Here is a 15,815-nt window from a genome sequence, read left to right as displayed (position 1 = left end):
TGCCGTCGTCGTACTTCCGGTCCGACGAATGCCGTAGAGTTCCGGCCAGTAGTCGTTTCCGGAAAAGCAGCTGACCCGAGTAGGAGCCGGTATGCGCGTGGCCGCGGCAGCGATCTGGCAGGTCGTCCACTCCGAGAGGCGTCGGCTCGCCACAGATCTCTCCGGGCTGCGGGAGGAACAGTGGCGCCTCCCGTCTCTTTGCCCGGGATGGGATATCCACGATGTCCTTGCCCATCTTGTTGACACTGCCCGGACCAGCAGGTCCTCTTTCATCCTTGACCTCGTCAAGGCGCGCCTGGACTTCGATCGCGCGAACGAGAACGGCATCGCCCGGGAGAAGCGGCCGGATCCTCGAGACACGATCGCGGCTCTGACGGACGCTGCGAGCCTCACGCGAACACCGCCTGCGCACCTCGCAACGCGTCTGGTCGAGGCGATCGTGCACGGAGAGGACATCCGCAGGCCGCTGGGCATTGCCGGAAGCTACCCCGAAAGTGCGGTTTCGCAGGGCTTGGCTTACCAACTGCGCACCCCAGTATCCTTCGGAGGAGGACGCGAGCGTGCGGCAGGCCTTCGACTGGTCGACCGGAAGACCGGAGCGGTTTGGGGGCAGGGGGACGAGGTCGAAGCTGATTCCATCGATTTGCTGCTCGCAGTCTCCGGGCGACCGGTGGACCGGGAGCGGCTTAAGGGAAGCGGTGCTGACCGTCTCGCCGATGCTGCGGCGGGCACATCGACGAAACCCTGAGTCGCGCGGCCGATGAGCCGCCAATGCCCCACCGAGGCACCGGCGTCGTTGTATGCAGGCAAGCCCGGGTCTACGTTAAGGGAAACCGCGCCTCCGGGAGCCGCGTGCCCGCGCTTCCCGTGCCGGCGGAGGAGAAGGGCGCACTATGGCGATCACGGATGACGTTTTTACGTCCCTGGAGCAAGGGCTGGACTGGCAACGGGACCTGTACAAGGAACTGCACCGGGCCCCCGAGCTCAGCATGGAAGAACACCGCACGGCCGACCGGATCGAACAGGAGCTGACCGGCTTCGGCTATCAGGTCCAGCGGATCGGCGGCACCGGAGTCGTCGGCGTCTTGGACAACGGATCGGGCCGCACAGTGCTGGCCAGGGCGGATACGGATGCGCTGCCGATTGCTGAGGCCACCGGGCTGGACTACGCCTCCGAAACCGGCGGGGTCATGCACGCCTGCGGCCATGACCTGCACATCGTCTCCTTGCTCGGAGCTGCCAAGCTGATGGCCACGCACCGGGACGGGTGGGCGGGCACGTACGTGGCGCTCTTCCAGCCCGGCGAAGAGATTGCCGCCGGGGCGCAGGCGATGGTCGATGACGGTCTGGCCGCCAAACTGCCCAAGCCCGACGTCGTCCTCGCCCAGCACGTGATGCCTTTCGAAGCAGGCACGATCGGAACCACGGCGGGGCCGATCCTCTCGGCCGGCGACTCGCTGAAGGTCACGGTCCACGGTCGCGGTGCGCACGGCTCGATGCCGCACAACGCCGTGGACCCGGTGGTGCTGGCCGCGTCGATTGTGCTGCGGCTGCAGACCATCGTCTCCCGCGAGACCAAGCCGGGCGAGTTCGCGGTGGTGACAGTCGGTGCCTCCAACGCGGGCACCAAGTCCAACATCATTCCGGATCGCGCGGAGCTGCTGCTGAACCTGCGCACCTACGATGTGGCGCTGCGGGAACGGATCATGGCATCGATCGAACGGATTGTCCGGGGCGAGTGCGCGGCCGCCGGATCGCCCCGCGACCCTGAATTCAAGTACTACGACCAGTTCCCGCTGACCAGCAACGACGCCGAAACCACCCAGAAGGTCACCGCAGCGTTCATCGAGCATTTCGGTGGCGACCGGGTCTTCCACGCCGAACCAGTCACGGCCTCCGAAGACTTTAGCCGCATTCCGGACGCCCTCGGCGCTCCGTACACCTACTGGACGGTCGGCTCCGTCCCGGCCGACAAGTACCGGAAAGCCGTGGAGAACGGCACTGTCTCGGCAGACATTCCGGCAAATCATTCACCATTCTTCGCTCCCGCCATCGACCCGACCCTCTCCGTCGCCACTCAGGCGCAGGTAGTGGCTTCGCTGGCGTACCTGGCACCGTAAGGGGTTGTTCCCCATGACCTCGTCAACATCGGTCCCCACTCGGACCGAATGGAAACCAACCGACAAGTGGCTGCTGGGCATCGTCCTGGCCGTCATTAACTTCTGGCTCTTCGCCCAGACGCTGCTCAACGTCATCCCCGGCATCAAGGACCAGCTCGGCGTCGAACAGACACTGGCCAACCTGGCCGTCTCGATCACGTCGCTGTTTTCCGGCATCTTCATCGTCGTCGCCGGAGGACTCGCCGACCGGATCGGCCGGGCAAAGATCATGTACATCGGCATCTACCTGAGCATCCTGGGCTCGCTGCTGATCGCCCTGACGCCGGAAAACCTCGGCGGGCTGACCACGGCCATGCTGCTGGGCGGCCGTGCCATCCAAGGCTTGTCCGCGGCGTGCATCATGCCCTCCACCATGGCGCTGATTAAGAGCTACTACGAGGGTAAGGACCGGCAACGCGCACTGTCGTTTTGGTCCATTGGTTCCTGGGGCGGATCCGGATTCTGCGCGCTGTTCGGCGGCTTGATGGCCTCCTCCTTCCTCGGCTGGCGGTCCATCTTCTGGATTTCGATCGTGTTGTCCGTGCTGGCGCTGTTCCTGCTCCGCGGCACCCCGGAATCGCGAGCCCCGGCCGATCCCAACGCCGGCGAGCGCCACTTCGACTGGTCCGGCCTGGCTTGCTTCATCATCATGCTGGTGGCCATCAACATCTACATTTCGCAGGGCCCGGCCATCGGCTGGTTCAGCTGGACCGGCTTGGGCCTGGTGGCCGCGTTCGTAGTGTTCGGCTTGCTCTTCCTACAGATCGAGAGCCACCGCAGCTTCGCCTTCGTGGACCTGAAGCTCTTCAGCAACGGCACCTTCACTGGCGCAACGTTGTCCAACTTCCTGCTCAACGGCGCTGCGGGCACCCTGATCGTCTCGCTGGGTCTGGTCCAGGTGGCCGCCGGGATGAATTCGCTGCAGTCGGGCCTCCTGACGCTCGGCTATCTGATCGCCATCCTGGCCACCATCCGCGTCGGCGAGAAACTGCTGCAGCGGTTCGGTCCGAAGAAACCGATGCTGTGGGGCAGCATGATCACCGGCGTCGGCATCCTGCTGTGCTCCACTACCTTCCTGCTCATTGGCCAGTACATCGTGCTCACGTTCATCGGCTTCACGCTCTTCGGCGTGGGCCTGGGCTTCTACGCCACCCCGTCCACCGATGCGGCGCTGTCCAACGTCCCGGATTCCCAGGTCGGCGCGGCCTCCGGTATTTACAAGATGGCGTCCTCGCTGGGCAACGCCATCGGCGTCGCGATTTCCGCGGCCCTGTACGTGGCCGCCCAGGCGGTGAACCCGGAGATCATCCAGTCCTGGGGACTGTTCCTCGGCCGGCAGGACAACGTGGCGCTGCGCTTCGGCGGGGCCGTCGGGCTGCTGTTCAACGTGTTCATGGTCGTCGTCGCCATCGCCTCGATCATCGTCACGGTCCCATCCCAGCGGAGCAAGGAAGAGGAGGAAGCCCGGCCCGACGAAGTCGCTCCACCGGCCTTCGGCAACTGACTCGTTGACCGTACCGGCGCCGCGGAGTATTAATGGCCGTTCAGGGCGCCCCGCGCCAATCCCTTCAGTGGAGGCACTGCCATGTCCGTCCATGCATCCGACGGTTCGAGCATTCCGGGCTATGAGTACGGCGCGGTATCCCAATCACCGGTCACGCTGGCCGAGCTCGAAGGCCTCAAAGCGACTGTCATGCTGCGAGAAGAGGACGCTGCCATGCTGCGCCGTGCCGGCGAGATCCTCGACGATCAGGTCGAGGACGTCCTCGACGTCTGGTACCGCTTCATCGCCGGGCAGCCCCACCTGGTGGCCCACTTTTCCCGGCCGGATGGCCCACCGATCGAGGACTACCTGGGGGCGGTTCGCCTGCGGTTCGGCCAGTGGATCCGGGACACCTGCACCAAACCCTACGATCAGGAGTGGCTGGACTACCAGAACGAGATCGCCCTGCGCCACGCCCCCGAGCATAAGAACAACACCGACCATGTCGGCTCCACCCAGGTTGTCCCGTTGCGGTATCTCATCGCGCTGATCGGGCCGGTGGTGGCCACCATGCGGCCCTTCCTATCCCGTGGCAGTGATTCCGCGCAGGAGGTGGACGCGATGATGCAGGCCTGGCTGAAGGCGGTGGTCCTGCAGATTGCGTTGTGGTCCCGGCCCTACGCGCTCCACGGCGAGTGGTAACCGGCGGTTATTTAGACGGGGCCGGCTACGACTAGTGATGCGGCCCGGCCGACGTTGGCAGTTTGGCAGGAGGTTCAGCGCCGGCGCCGCTCCGTTTCGACAACCGGCGTCGGCACCCAGCGGCGCGCCGCGGCGACGAGCATGAGCACCAGCAGCACGATCAGGACGCCGTCTGCCGCAATGTAGAGGTAGTGGAGGGCGGAACCGCCGTCGTCGGTGCCTGCCAGCACCATGTCCGTCCGATGGTTAAGGAGAGGCCGGATCACCATCACCTTGGCCAAGAGCACGACGACGGCGCCACCCACCAGCGCCCAGAACCGGCGATCCACGCGCTGCCCGATGAGGGACAGCAGCAGCAGCCCGGCGAGGACCAGCTCCACAATGTTCATTGCGGTGAAAACCAGCCGGCCGATGCCCAGCCCCAGCGGAATGGTGATGCCGGGAGCCTGGAATTTCAGCGGTGCCTCGATCAGCGAAATTCCGATGATCAGGCCGAGCCAGAGGGCCGGCAGCACCAGCCGTGCGGCAAGGCGCAAGCGAATCATGAGGGGCCTCCTTTATCCGGCCCCATCCTACGTTCCGGTCGGCCTAGCCCGAGATCCCGTCAATGTCTACCGCGAGGTGGGACGGTCCGCGCAGGAACGGGCTCGGCCGGTATGGAGGCGGGTCGTCCACCAGCCGCGGGTTCTCGATTCTGCTGGCGAATTCGGTGAGGGCGATCTGGGCTTCCAGCCGGGCCAGGGGTGCTCCGAAGCAGAGGTGGATGCCGCCTCCGAAACCCAGGTGGCCGTTATTGGGCCGGTCCGGGATGAAGAGGTCGGGGTCGGTGGCGTGGGCTGGGTCGCGGTTGGCGGCGGCCAGGAGCAGCGTCAAGGACGCCCCGGCCGGGATGATCGTGCCGCCGATGTCGATATTGTCGAGCGCGGTGCGGAAGGGGACGAAATGCACGGGCGGCTCGTAGCGGAGCAGTTCCTCCACCATCGGGATGGCCAAGTCTGGGTCGTTCCGCAGCCTCTGAAGCTCGTGCGGGTGACGGAGCAAGGTCAGTGCGCCGTTGGCGATGAGGTTCACTGTGGTTTCGTGTCCGGCGATGAGCAGTAGCAGTCCGGTGCCCACCAGTTGCTCCGCCGGCAGGCTGCCTTCCGGGCTGTCGTCGGTGGCCATCGCCGAGAGCATGTCCTCGCCCGGTGACTTCCGGTGGGACTCGACCAACTCCTCCATAAAGGCGCGAAGCTCCGCACCGGCTTCCGCCCGCTTTTTCTGCTGGGTTTCCGGATCGAGGCCGGGATCGGTGGACTGCAGGGCGACGTCCACCCAGACCCGGAAGCGCTGCCTGTCGCTCGGAGGCACACCGAGCAGCTCGCAGATCACCGTGACCGGCAGTGGATAGGCCAGCTCATCGACGACGTCGATCCTGCTGCGGCCCGCCATCTTGTCGATCAGGTCGGTGACGATCTCCTTCATCCGGGGCTCCAGCCCGGCGATCCGTCCGGGAGTCGCGGGCGGCCCGAAGTGGCGCATGGTCATCCGGCGAAACTTGTCATGATCCGGCGGATCCATGCTCAGGAACGTCGGCGTCATGTCGGCGCCGTCGCCCTCGTTCGCGGAGACGCCCGCGGCGGCGGTGGCCGGATTGCGACTGATCTCGGAACTCACCCGCGGATCGTGCAGCAGCGAGGCAATCTCGGCGTAGGTGCTGACCAGGTAGGTTCCGTCCGGTAGCCGCGTCACCGGTGACCTGCGGAGTTCAGCGTAAAACGGGTAGGGGTTGGCCCGATTGGAGTAGTCGAGGACCTGCTCCCAGGAGCTTGCTTGGTTCATGGTGAATGCTCCTTTGATCGCGGGGCGGTTTCCGCCGGTCTCCGGGACGGCGTGTCACCGGCGGCGGGATTGGTCAGTCTGGCGCGGCGTTCGTTGGGGTCGTGGCCGGTCACCACCACGGTGGCGTCCTGCGTGGGGCTGACCGCCGGCTTGAAACCGGCCGGTACTGCGTGTCCATCGGCCGACTCGTCCACGTGGTGGAACGAGGGCGGGAAGGGCGCGGCCTGCTCGATCAGCGGTTCGTAGAATTCAAGCCACTTGTTCTGGTTGAAGGCGACCGCTGCCACGATGCGGCCCTTGTAGCCGTAGACGGCGAGGAAGCGTCGCTCTGCCACCGATCCCTGGACGATGGCGACTTCATCCGCGGCCGAGGGAACACCGACGCTCTTGATTTCGGTGCCGAACTGCACCGACCAGAATTGCGGCACCGCCAGGTGCGGCCAGCGGTCGGTCTCGCGGCTGACCATATTGTGCGCCGCAACCTCCGTCTGTGAGATGGCGTTGCCCCAATGCTCAACGGCCAGGAACTGGTAGCCGTACATCGGCTGCGGGGCTCGCGCTATGTCCCCGGCGACGAAGACGTCATCGGTGACCAGCCCGTTGGCGTCGAAGGCGCGGCAGCCGGCGTCGCAGGCAACGCCCCACACGCCGCAGGCCAGCCCGGAATCTGCGAGCCACTCGACATTGCGCACGGAGCCCAGCGCGGCGACCGCCACGTCGACCTCGACCGTGGTCCCGTCGGAGAGCACGGCCCGGCGCAGCTGTCCTCCGGCATCGCCTTCGAGGGAAGTGACCCGGACGCCGCAGCGCAGGTCCACACCCTTCTCGAGATGCAGCTCACCGGCGATGGCGCCGATGGTACCGCCGAGGGCAGCGACGAGCGGGGCCGGCCCGGCCTCTGCGACGGTGACCGGCAGGCCGAGTTCGCGGCACACGGACGCGACCTCGCAACCGATGAATCCCGCGCCGATCACCAGCACCCGGCGCGGGCGCTCGGCCAGGATCTGCCGGAGTTTCGAGGCGTCTTCCCGGGTGCGCAAGGTCAACACACCGTCCAGTGCTGCCTCCGCCGGGTTCGGCCAGGGGCGCGAACGCAAGCCTGTGGCGATCAACAACTTGTCGAATTCGATCCGGCTGCCGTCGGCGAGCCGGACTTGCTTCGCCGGCAGGTCCAGACCGGTCGCCGCGACGCCCAGCCGCCAGTTGGCGCGGATGTCCCGGCGGCGGGGCAGCGAGGTATCCGCCGAGCGCAGCGTCCCGGCCAGCAACTGTTTGGACAGCGGCGGCCGGTCGTAGGGCTCGTGGGGTTCCTCGCCGACCAGGGTCAGCGAGCCGGTGAAGCCTTCCTCGCGCAGCCGTTCCGCCGCATGCAGCCCCGTCAGGGAGGCACCAACGATGACGATCCGTCCTGTTTTCTTGAACGTGTTGTCGCCGTCCCCGGCGGGGTCAGCCGTCCCCGGGCGCGTATCCAGATGCTGTGATCCGTTCGGCCCGTCCATCTGTTCGAGGGTGATGGCCTGGACCGGACACGCGGCGGCGGCCCGCCGGATCCGGGTGCGCTGCGCCCCGTCCGGATCCGGGTCGTAGGTGAGCGCCTCGTCCCCCTGGATGCGGAAGACGTCCGGGGCAAGAAAGGCGCACTGGGCATACCCCTGGCATTTAGTGAGATCGACGGCGATCCGCATGCCGCACTTCTTCCTCTTGCCGGCTTCCGGCCGCGATCCGCTGATCGGCCGGCGCCTCAGGAGTGAACCGTGATGGCCCCCGTCCCGGCAGGCCTTAAGGCCCCGAGGCGGGCCCGGGTGGGGGCCCCAGCGTGATTCATGATCAAGTGAATCGAGTCTAGGCCGCGTAGACGGGGCGGCGGAAGGGCCTTACCGGCGCGCGTCTTGTCGATCCGTGCCGCCCACCGGGTGGAGCACAGCCTTGCGCCTGCGGCCGGCTCCCGGCGGGTCCTCAATGCGGCGCGGACCGTTGATCATGACCGCCCCTACCAGCATCACCACGATGCAGGCGCCCAGCATGGCAAAGGAAGCGGTCCACGAACCGGTGGATTCGTGCACCACCCCGAACAGGAGCGGGGCCACGCTGGCGCCGGCGTAACCGATGCCCTGGCTGAAGCCGGACAGCACCGCCGAACCGTGCGTGGTGCGCGAGCGCAGGTTGACCATCAGCAGTGCGGTGGCGAAGGTGCCCTGGCCCAGCCCGGACAGTGTCACCCACCACCAGGTGCCCGCGTCCGGCGACAGCAGCAGGCCCGTATGCCCGCCGATCCAGCAAGCGGTGAAGACCAGGATGGCGGTGATCGGCTGCTTCAGCCGCGGCACAATCAGCGGCACCAGCAGGCTGACCGGCAGCCCCAGGATGGCGAAGTAGGCCAAGGCCGAACCGGCCGTCGCGGCGTCGACTCCGTGCTCGGTCAGGTACGGCGGCAACCAGGTGAAGTACACGTAGGTCTGCGCGGAGTTGCCGGCCAGGAAAATCGCCAGCCCCCAGGCCACCGGCGAGCGCCAGGGATTCAGCTTTCCGGGCGCAGGCGAGGAAGCCGCCGAAGCCGCGGCACCGCCGTCGTACGTCCTGCCCTTCCGCCGGTCGCGCGCCGCCTGTACCGCCCACGGGATGAGCACCACGGCGCTGACCGAGGCCCAGAGCGCTAGCGATACCCGCCAGCCGGCGGCGTCCGCCAACGGGACCGAAAACTGTGGGCTCATCGCGGTGCCCACTGCCAACAGCGTCACGTAGCCGGCGGTGACCACGCCGATGCGATCCGGGAAGTACTTCCGCACCAGCGGAGGCAGCACCACATTGCCGATGCCATAACCGGCCATCACCACCCCGCTGAGGGCCAGGAAGGGCCAGACCCCGTCGACGGCGGCGCGGCCCAGTTGTCCGGCAACCGCCAGCAGCACGGCCGCCACCAGCACCTTTTCCAGCCCGAGCCAGCGGATCAGGGCCGGAGTGCACAGGCCAGCCACTGCGAAGACCAGCGGCGGCAGCATGGCCAGCGCACCGATGGTGGTCGCGTCGAAGCCCAATTCCGGCCCCAGTTCACCCAACAGCGGACCCACCGCGGAGACCGCTGCGCGCAGGCTCAGCGCCATGGTCAGGATGCCCAGCAGCGCACCGATCCGCCCAGTCCAGGGCTTGCGGAGGAAGGAGTTCACCTGCCTACCCTAGCCGGGTGTTGCCCCCATCACCCGGCGGGAGCCGGAGCGCGGCGCGGCAGCCGGGCCAGATGAACGGCACGGCGGCGGTTGCCGTGCAGTCGCTGTTCCCGCCGCCGTGGCCGGTGCCCTCGGAGGCACCGCCGTCGTTGTTCCCTCCCGTCGTAACCAACTTACAAAGGGTGACACGCGCCACCGTAAGATGGTGCTGGCGCCCTCCCCCTGCGGCGCCGGGACCGCAGCAACGCCCTCTCGGGCAAGGTAGGCGGCCGCCCGAGAAACAAGGAAGTGGTGCCACAAGCATGCTTGACCAGTCAACGATCGAGTCCATCGCCGACGAACTGGTGGAGGCGGGACGGACCCGGACGCCGGTGCAACGGCTGACCGCCCGCTACCCGGAGATGACCATTGAGGACTCCTACAAGGTGCAGAACCTGTGGCGGGAGCGCAGCGAAGCCGCCGGGCGGACCCTGGCCGGCCGCAAGATCGGGCTGACCTCCAAGGCCATGCAGTACGCCACCGGCATCAGCGAACCGGACTACGGGATCATCTTCGACGACATGATCCTGGAAAACGGCTGCACGGTGAAGTGGGACCAGTACACCCACCCGCGCATCGAAGTTGAACTGGCCTTTGTGCTCAACCGCGACGTCAAGGGCCCCAACGCCACCATCTTCGACGTCCTCAACGCCACCGAATACGTGGTTCCCGCGCTGGAGATCCTGGACTCGCGGATCGAGATGGAAGGCCGCACCATCGTGGACACCATCTCGGACAACGCCGCGATGGGCGCCATGGTGATCGGCGGCAACCCGGTCCGGCCGCAGGACGTTGACCTGCGCTGGATCTCCGCCATCCTGTACAAGAACCAGACGGTGGAGGAGACCGGCGTGGCCGCCGGCGTGCTCAACCACCCGGCCGCCGGCGTCTACTGGCTGGCCAACAAGATCGCCCCGCACGGCGACCACCTCAAGGCCGGCGAGACTATCTTGGCCGGCTCCTTCACCCGGCCCATGTGGGTGCACGAAGGGGACACCGTGTTCGCCGACTACGGACAGCTGGGAACCATCACATGCCGTTTCGAGTAGAACCTGATCCGTCCTTCAAGGACGCGCTGGCCGCCGCCGACCGCCCGCTGGCGGGCATCTGGGTCTGCTCCGGCTCGCCCCTGATCGCGGAGCTGTGCGCCGGCGCCGGCTTCGACTGGATCTTCATTGACGCCGAGCACTCCCCCAATGGGCTGGAGTCCGTGCTGGCCCAGCTGCAGGCGGTGCGCGGCTACCCCGGCATCCCGGTGGTCCGGCCGGCGGTCAACGACACCGTGCTGATCAAGCAGTACCTGGACTTGGGCGCGCAGACGCTGATCATCCCGATGGTGCACACCGCCGAGCAGGCGCGGGCGGCCGTGGCAGCGACCCGCTACCCGCCGGCCGGCGTGCGCGGCGTCGGTTCCGCGCTGGCCCGGTCGGCCCGCTGGAACCGGATCCCGGACTACCTCACCCGGGCGGAGGAAACGCTGACGCTGATCGTGCAGATCGAGTCCGCGGAGGCCGTGGAGAACGCGGCCGAGATCGCCGCGGTGGACGGCGTGGACGGCGTGTTCATCGGCCCGTCCGATCTGGCCGCGTCGATGGGCGTGATCGGACAGCAGGAGCACCCCGAGGTGGTTGCCGGCGTGGAGAAGGCGCTGAAGGCGGCCAAGGCGGCCGGCAAGTTTGTGGGGGTCAACGCCTTCGCCGAGGCCTCGGCCCGCCGCTACATGGAGTGGGGCGCGGACTTTGTGGGCGTCGGCGCCGACGTGGCGCTGCTGGCCCGAGGTTCCGAGGCCCTGGCCGCCAAGTACCTCCCGGCGGACGGAGACGGCGCCGCCGGGACACCTGCCAGCTACTGATCGTGCAGATCACGACGGCGGTGCTTCGGTTGGGTTTCCCGGCCCACCGAAGCGCCGCCGTCGTCGTACCGGGCTGTCGTCGTCGTCCCGCGCCGCCGGGGTTCAGGCCGCCCCGGCGGAGTTAAGATCGGAGCAACGAATCTGCGCGTGGTCGAGGAGAGTGAAAAGTGGCAGCTGCAGGCGGCCGTACGCTCGGTAAAGCGGCCATGAACCCCGCCCTGGCACGCACCTCGGCTGAGCCCGGCGGTGTCGGGTTGATGGACCACCCGCTCCGCGCACCAGGGGCAGACGAGGTGGAAGTGCGGGTCAGTCTCTGCGGGCTGTGCGGATCGGACGTCATCATCTACCGTGCCGACCCGGCCGCGGCGACGGTTCCGCTCGGCATGGTGCTCGGCCACGAGTCGGTCGGCTCGGTGGTCCGCACCGGGCTGCTGGTTCCGGAATGGCTCGCGCCGGGGACCCGGGTGGTGCCGATTTCCACAGTAGGCTGCGGCCACTGTGAGGCATGCCGGGCGGACCAACCGCACCTGTGCCCCAGGCGGACCGGCCTGGGCCTGACCCAGCACGGCCAGGCAGCCTCGCGGGCGCTGGTCCCGTGGCGCAATGTGGTACCCGTGCCCGAGTCAATTCCGGATACTACCGCCGTGCTCGCCGAGCCTGCTTCCATTGCCTGGCGCGCGGTCTCCACAGTGGCCCGGATCCAGCCCGGCGAGCGGGTGGCGGTTTCGACCACCCGCAGTATTGGCCTGCTCGCCGGCTTGATGGCACAGCGCGCCGGTGCCGCGGTGACGATGATCGGCCGCGAAGGTCCCGGCCACGCGGCTCGAGTCGAATTGGCCGCGAGCCTTGGCTTGGAGAGCACCACCGGACAGCAGCCCGACACCTATGATGTGTGGATCGAAGCGACCGGTGCGGGTGTTCATCTGGCACGGGCTGTCGAGGAACTGCGGCCCCACGGCCGCCTGGTCATGGTGGCGATGTATGCCACCGGTACCGCCCCCGCGCCGGTGGTCCGGACCAGCAAGAATCTTGACGTCCTGCACAGCTTCATCTCCACCCGGCAGGATTTCGAGCAGGCCCTTGCTTTCCTTGCCACCCTGCCGGCGTTGGGCGAGCGCCTGATCACGACCTATTCGATGGACCGGGCCGTGGAAGCGCTGCGGCTCACCGCGGACGGCAGCACCGACGCCGCCGGACGGCCGCTGATCAAGGCCGTGTTGCAGCCCAACCCCTGACCCGAAAAGTCCTCGACATGTGACTGTTTGGTCACCTATCATGGATCCCATGGATGCCGTGTTCAAAGCGTTGGCGGATCCCACCCGGCGTGAACTGCTGGATGAACTGTTCCGCGAGGACGGGCAGACCCTCACCGCGCTCGAAGCGCACTTCGACATCACGCGTTTCGGCGTCATGAAGCACCTGAAGCAGTTGGAAGCGGCCAACTTGGTTCTGACCCGCCGCCGCGGCCGGGAGAAACTCCACTTCCTCAATCCGGTGCCCATCCGGCTCATCCACGACCGGTGGGTGAGCAAGTATGCACAGCCGTGGGCCGCTGGACTCAGCGACCTCAAATCCCGATTGGAAAATCCGATGGAAAAGATCTTTGAGATCTACATCCGCACCACCCCGGAAAAGCTCTGGGAGGCCATCACGGACAGCGAGATCAGGAGCAAGTACTCCTTCGGCAACCGGGTCCAGACCGACTGGACACCGGGCTCCGGCTACACCATGACCAATCCCAGGGCGGATGCCCCGTTGGGCGAAGGCGAGAACCTGGAAGTGGACCCACCGCGCAAGTTGGTGCAGACCATGCGTGCGCTCTGGGGCGAGGACGTGATCGCCGAGGGCACCTCACGGGTGACCTGGGAGATCGAGCAGGTGGAAGACTCCTGCCGGCTTACCGTCACGCACGACCAGCTGCGCGAAGGCGCCAATGACCAGCTGTACGGCGGCTGGCCCATGATCCTCTCCGGACTGAAGACCTGGCTGGAAACCGGCGAGCTGCTGACCACCCCCGGTTCATTGATGTACACCTGAGCCGGGTTGATGCGCCGCCGCACCGGCCGAAGAGGAGCCAGAAATTTTTGGCCGCGGTGACGGCGGCATGTTAACTCCAATCGAAGAATCAGCAGGCGCCCTTTTCACGGCTGAAAAGGGCGCCTGCTGAATAGTCATCCCGGGGTGAGGGTTCCGAGATGAGTTTTCCGGCTGGATGTTCCGGCCGGGCTCGCGTTTCGGGGTCGGGTCAGGAGAGCTTGGACGCCACCAGCGAGGTCAGGTCCACCAGACGGTTGGAGTAGCCCCACTCGTTGTCGTACCAGCCAATGACCTTGACCTGGTTGCCCATCACCTTGGTCAGGCCGGAGTCGAAGATGGCCGACGCCGGGTCGGTGACGATGTCTGAGGAAACGATCGGGTCCTCGGTGTAGGTGAGGATGCCGGCCAGCCGCGGGTCGGCGGCGGCGGCCTTGAACGCGTCGTTGACCTCCTCCACGGTGACCTCGCGGCCCACGGTCACGGTCAGGTCGGTGGCGGAGCCGGTGGGCACCGGCACGCGGATGGCAAACCCGTCCAGCTTGCCCTTCAGCTCCGGCAGCACTTGCCCGATCGCCTTCGCTGCGCCGGTGGAGGTGGGAACCATGTTGATGGCGGCGGCGCGGGCGCGGCGCAGGTCGCGGTGCGGGCCGTCCTGCAGGTTCTGGTCCGCCGTGTAGGCGTGGATGGTGGTCATCAGCCCCTGCTCGATGCCGAAGTTCTCGTGCAGCACCTTGGCCAGCGGGGCCAGGCAGTTGGTGGTGCAGGAAGCGTTGGACACGATGTGGTGCGTCCCGTCGTCGTACTCCCCGTCGTTGACGCCCATCACCACGCTGAGCACGTCCCCCTTGGCGGGGGCGGAGATCAGCACCTTGCGGGCGCCGGCCACCAGATGCTTTTCCGCATCCGCTGCGGTGGTGAAGCGGCCGGTTGACTCGATCACCACGTCGACTCCGAGTTCCCGCCAGGGCAGATTTCCGGGATCACGTTCGGCGAGGACCTTGACGACCTTGCCGTCCACCACCAGATCGCCATCGGCAACCGCAACCTCGGCGGCCAGCCGGCCGACCACCGAATCGTACTTGAGCAGATGCGCCAGAGTCTCCGGCGAGCCGAGGTCGTTAATGGCCACGATCTCCAGATCGGAACCCAGTTTGCCCTGCGCCAGGGCGGCCCGGAAGTAGTTGCGGCCGATCCGCCCGAAACCGTTGATGCCAACCCGAACTGCCATGGGAACTCCTTTTATTTAGCGCCTAAATTTATGTTCCATTACTATTATCCTGATGCTGCCCGACAAGGTCAAGGGGAACGATGTGAGCACCACAGCCACCACTCCGCAGGTGCTGCGGCTGGCCAATCTGAAGGCGGTGTTGTCGGTGATGCGGGCGAACGGCGCGGTCACCGGCACGGACCTGATCGAGGCCACCGGACTCACCCGGGCGACCGCCATCGCGGTCTGCGACGACCTGGCGGCCCGCGGCTGGGTCCGGGAGCTGCCGGGTGAACGCCTGGTGGGCACCACGAAGGGCAGACCGGCACGGCGGTTCGAATTCAACCCGGCGGCCGGCTGCGTACTGGGGATGGACGTGGGCATGGCCACCGCCACCGTGCTGGTGGCCGATCTGAAGGGCCGGACGCTGGCCAGGGTGTCCGAGCGGTTCGAGAAGCCGCCCGCCAGCGCCGCCTCGCGCCGGGCCACGATCAAACAGGTTGTCGCCAGCGCGCTGGCTGAGGCGGAACTCCCGCCGTCCGCCGTGCTGGCCGCCGCCATCGGCGTCTCCACGGTGGTGGACCGGCACGGCAACGTGGCCGCCGGGCACGAGCTGTCCGAGCACTTCGACATCGGCCTGCAGAGCGAAGTCTTCGCCGACCACGGCTGGCCGGTGCTGCTGGAGAACGATGCGAACCTGGCGGCGCTGGCCGAGCGCTGGAGCGGCGTCGGAACCGGCGTCGACGATCTGGCCGTTATGCTGGCCGGCGAGCGTCTGGGCACCGGACTGATTGAATCGGGCCGGCTGCTGCACGGCTGCAATGGCGGCGCCGGCGAAGTGGGCACGCTCGAACTGGTGGACGGGGTGGGCAGCCAGGACGGCATCGCCCGGCTTGCCCGCTACTGGGGCAACGAAGCCCTCGCCGCTGACACACCAACGCTGATCCGCGAACTGGTCGGCCCGGGAACCAGCCGGGTGTCGGCGCGCTTTGTGTTCGAGGCGGCGGCCCGTGGCGACGAGGTGGCCCAGGGGATCTTGGAACGGATTGGCCTGCGCATGGCCCGGGTGATCGCAGTGCTCGGGACCTTCTTCAACCCGGAACTGGTGGTCATCGGCGGCGCGGTGGCGGCCTCGGCATCAGCCCTGCTGCCCACCATCACCCGCGAACTCCCCCGCCTCACCGCGACGCCTCCGCGAGTGGCGGTGTCCGAGTTCGGCGATGCGATTGTGGCGGCCGGCGCCGTACGCCTGGCACTGGACTACGTGGAGGAACACGCCATGGAATTGGCACCGGCCGAGGCACCGGCCTGATCCACAGCATGACGGCGGTGTCGCCGGTGCCCGGGGCGG

14 protein-coding genes are annotated in these 15,815 nt (G+C 67.3%); 9 read left to right on the top strand and 5 right to left on the bottom strand.

Annotated elements, in window-relative coordinates; genetic code table 11:
• Positions 1-91: 91 nt before the first annotated feature.
• The 4 genes from AB0N75_RS16395 to AB0N75_RS16380 all read left to right on the top strand — a co-directional run bounded on the left by AB0N75_RS16395 (position 92) and on the right by AB0N75_RS16380 (position 4,344).
• Positions 92-748: a maleylpyruvate isomerase family mycothiol-dependent enzyme gene (locus tag AB0N75_RS16395; protein ID WP_364652011.1), complete on the top strand. Its 657-nt coding sequence runs from the start codon at positions 92-94 to the stop codon at positions 746-748.
• A 145-nt stretch (positions 749-893) separates the two neighbouring features.
• Positions 894-2,120 carry an amidohydrolase gene (locus AB0N75_RS16390; RefSeq protein ID WP_364652010.1) on the top strand — a complete coding sequence of 409 codons (1,227 nt, stop codon included), beginning with the start codon at positions 894-896 and terminating at the stop codon, positions 2,118-2,120.
• A gap of 13 nt (positions 2,121-2,133) precedes the next feature.
• Positions 2,134-3,663 (top strand): MFS transporter, encoded by a 1,530-nt coding sequence (locus AB0N75_RS16385; RefSeq protein WP_364652009.1) that lies wholly within the window; start codon positions 2,134-2,136, stop codon positions 3,661-3,663.
• An 81-nt stretch (positions 3,664-3,744) separates the two neighbouring features.
• Entirely contained in the window at positions 3,745-4,344 is a 600-nt protein-coding gene (locus AB0N75_RS16380) for a protoglobin domain-containing protein (protein WP_364652008.1), read from the top strand.
• A gap of 74 nt (positions 4,345-4,418) precedes the next feature.
• Here AB0N75_RS16380 and AB0N75_RS16375 read toward each other — a convergent pair whose 3' ends face one another.
• The 4 genes from AB0N75_RS16375 to AB0N75_RS16360 form a co-directional block, all read right to left on the bottom strand.
• Positions 4,419-4,889 carry a hypothetical protein gene (locus AB0N75_RS16375; RefSeq protein WP_364652007.1) on the bottom strand — a complete coding sequence of 157 codons (471 nt, stop codon included), beginning with the start codon at positions 4,887-4,889 and terminating at the stop codon, positions 4,419-4,421.
• A 43-nt stretch (positions 4,890-4,932) separates the two neighbouring features.
• A complete protein-coding gene (locus AB0N75_RS16370) occupies positions 4,933-6,165 on the bottom strand; it encodes a cytochrome P450 (RefSeq protein WP_364652006.1) in 1,233 nt (410 codons plus the stop codon).
• Positions 6,162-7,850: an FAD-dependent oxidoreductase gene (locus AB0N75_RS16365; RefSeq protein WP_364652005.1), complete on the bottom strand. Its 1,689-nt coding sequence runs from the start codon at positions 7,848-7,850 to the stop codon at positions 6,162-6,164. The genes AB0N75_RS16370 and AB0N75_RS16365 overlap by 4 nt, the downstream gene beginning before the upstream one ends.
• Before the next feature lie 189 nt (positions 7,851-8,039).
• Entirely contained in the window at positions 8,040-9,329 is a 1,290-nt protein-coding gene (locus AB0N75_RS16360) for an MFS transporter (RefSeq protein WP_364652004.1), read from the bottom strand.
• A 302-nt stretch (positions 9,330-9,631) separates the two neighbouring features.
• Here AB0N75_RS16360 and hpaH point away from each other — a divergent pair, with 302 nt between their 5' ends.
• From hpaH to AB0N75_RS16340, 4 genes are all read left to right on the top strand, one after another.
• Positions 9,632-10,417, top strand: a complete 786-nt coding sequence (hpaH, locus tag AB0N75_RS16355; protein WP_127512373.1) for a 2-oxo-hept-4-ene-1,7-dioate hydratase — start codon at positions 9,632-9,634, stop codon at positions 10,415-10,417.
• Positions 10,402-11,220 carry an HpcH/HpaI aldolase/citrate lyase family protein gene (locus AB0N75_RS16350; RefSeq protein ID WP_364652003.1) on the top strand — a complete coding sequence of 273 codons (819 nt, stop codon included), beginning with the start codon at positions 10,402-10,404 and terminating at the stop codon, positions 11,218-11,220. The genes hpaH and AB0N75_RS16350 overlap by 16 nt, the downstream gene beginning before the upstream one ends.
• A gap of 167 nt (positions 11,221-11,387) precedes the next feature.
• Positions 11,388-12,455, top strand: coding sequence for an alcohol dehydrogenase catalytic domain-containing protein (locus AB0N75_RS16345; protein ID WP_364652002.1), 1,068 nt, complete (start codon positions 11,388-11,390; stop codon positions 12,453-12,455).
• Positions 12,456-12,504: 49 nt separating this feature from the next.
• Positions 12,505-13,257: an SRPBCC domain-containing protein gene (locus AB0N75_RS16340; RefSeq protein ID WP_364652001.1), complete on the top strand. Its 753-nt coding sequence runs from the start codon at positions 12,505-12,507 to the stop codon at positions 13,255-13,257.
• 208 nt (positions 13,258-13,465) lie between these two features.
• Here the strand turns inward: AB0N75_RS16340 and gap are convergent, their stop codons facing one another.
• The gene (gene gap / locus AB0N75_RS16335) at positions 13,466-14,485 is read right to left on the bottom strand and encodes a type I glyceraldehyde-3-phosphate dehydrogenase (RefSeq protein WP_364652000.1); all 1,020 of its coding nucleotides are present in this window, start codon (positions 14,483-14,485) and stop codon (positions 13,466-13,468) included.
• Positions 14,486-14,537: 52 nt separating this feature from the next.
• Here gap and AB0N75_RS16330 point away from each other — a divergent pair, with 52 nt between their 5' ends.
• Positions 14,538-15,776: an ROK family transcriptional regulator gene (locus AB0N75_RS16330; RefSeq protein ID WP_364651999.1), complete on the top strand. Its 1,239-nt coding sequence runs from the start codon at positions 14,538-14,540 to the stop codon at positions 15,774-15,776.
• Positions 15,777-15,815 lie beyond the last annotated feature (39 nt).

Origin of the sequence: Arthrobacter sp. NPDC089319 (assembly GCF_040684925.1) — a bacterium.
GTDB lineage: Bacteria > Actinomycetota > Actinomycetes > Actinomycetales > Micrococcaceae > Crystallibacter.
The sequence above is the reverse complement of the archived record's forward strand: the minus strand, read 5'-3'. Positions and strand labels throughout refer to the sequence as shown.

Bases quoted from the DNA above. Each gene is read 5' to 3' on its own strand.
- AB0N75_RS16380 (WP_364652008.1), top strand. From the start codon at position 3,745: ATGTCCGTCCATGCATCCGACGGTTCGAGCATTCCGGGCTATGAGTAC.
- AB0N75_RS16350 (WP_364652003.1), top strand. From the start codon at position 10,402: ATGCCGTTTCGAGTAGAACCTGATCCGTCCTTCAAGGACGCGCTGGCC.
- AB0N75_RS16385 (WP_364652009.1), top strand. From the start codon at position 2,134: ATGACCTCGTCAACATCGGTCCCCACTCGGACCGAATGGAAACCAACC.
- AB0N75_RS16370 (WP_364652006.1), bottom strand. From the start codon at position 6,165: ATGAACCAAGCAAGCTCCTGGGAGCAGGTCCTCGACTACTCCAATCGG.
- AB0N75_RS16375 (WP_364652007.1), bottom strand. From the start codon at position 4,889: ATGATTCGCTTGCGCCTTGCCGCACGGCTGGTGCTGCCGGCCCTCTGG.
- AB0N75_RS16395 (WP_364652011.1), top strand. From the start codon at position 92: ATGCGCGTGGCCGCGGCAGCGATCTGGCAGGTCGTCCACTCCGAGAGG.
- AB0N75_RS16340 (WP_364652001.1), top strand. From the start codon at position 12,505: ATGGATGCCGTGTTCAAAGCGTTGGCGGATCCCACCCGGCGTGAACTG.
- AB0N75_RS16330 (WP_364651999.1), top strand. From the start codon at position 14,538: ATGCTGCCCGACAAGGTCAAGGGGAACGATGTGAGCACCACAGCCACC.
- AB0N75_RS16365 (WP_364652005.1), bottom strand. From the start codon at position 7,850: ATGCGGATCGCCGTCGATCTCACTAAATGCCAGGGGTATGCCCAGTGC.
- AB0N75_RS16390 (WP_364652010.1), top strand. From the start codon at position 894: ATGGCGATCACGGATGACGTTTTTACGTCCCTGGAGCAAGGGCTGGAC.
- hpaH (WP_127512373.1), top strand. From the start codon at position 9,632: ATGCTTGACCAGTCAACGATCGAGTCCATCGCCGACGAACTGGTGGAG.
- gap (WP_364652000.1), bottom strand. From the start codon at position 14,485: ATGGCAGTTCGGGTTGGCATCAACGGTTTCGGGCGGATCGGCCGCAAC.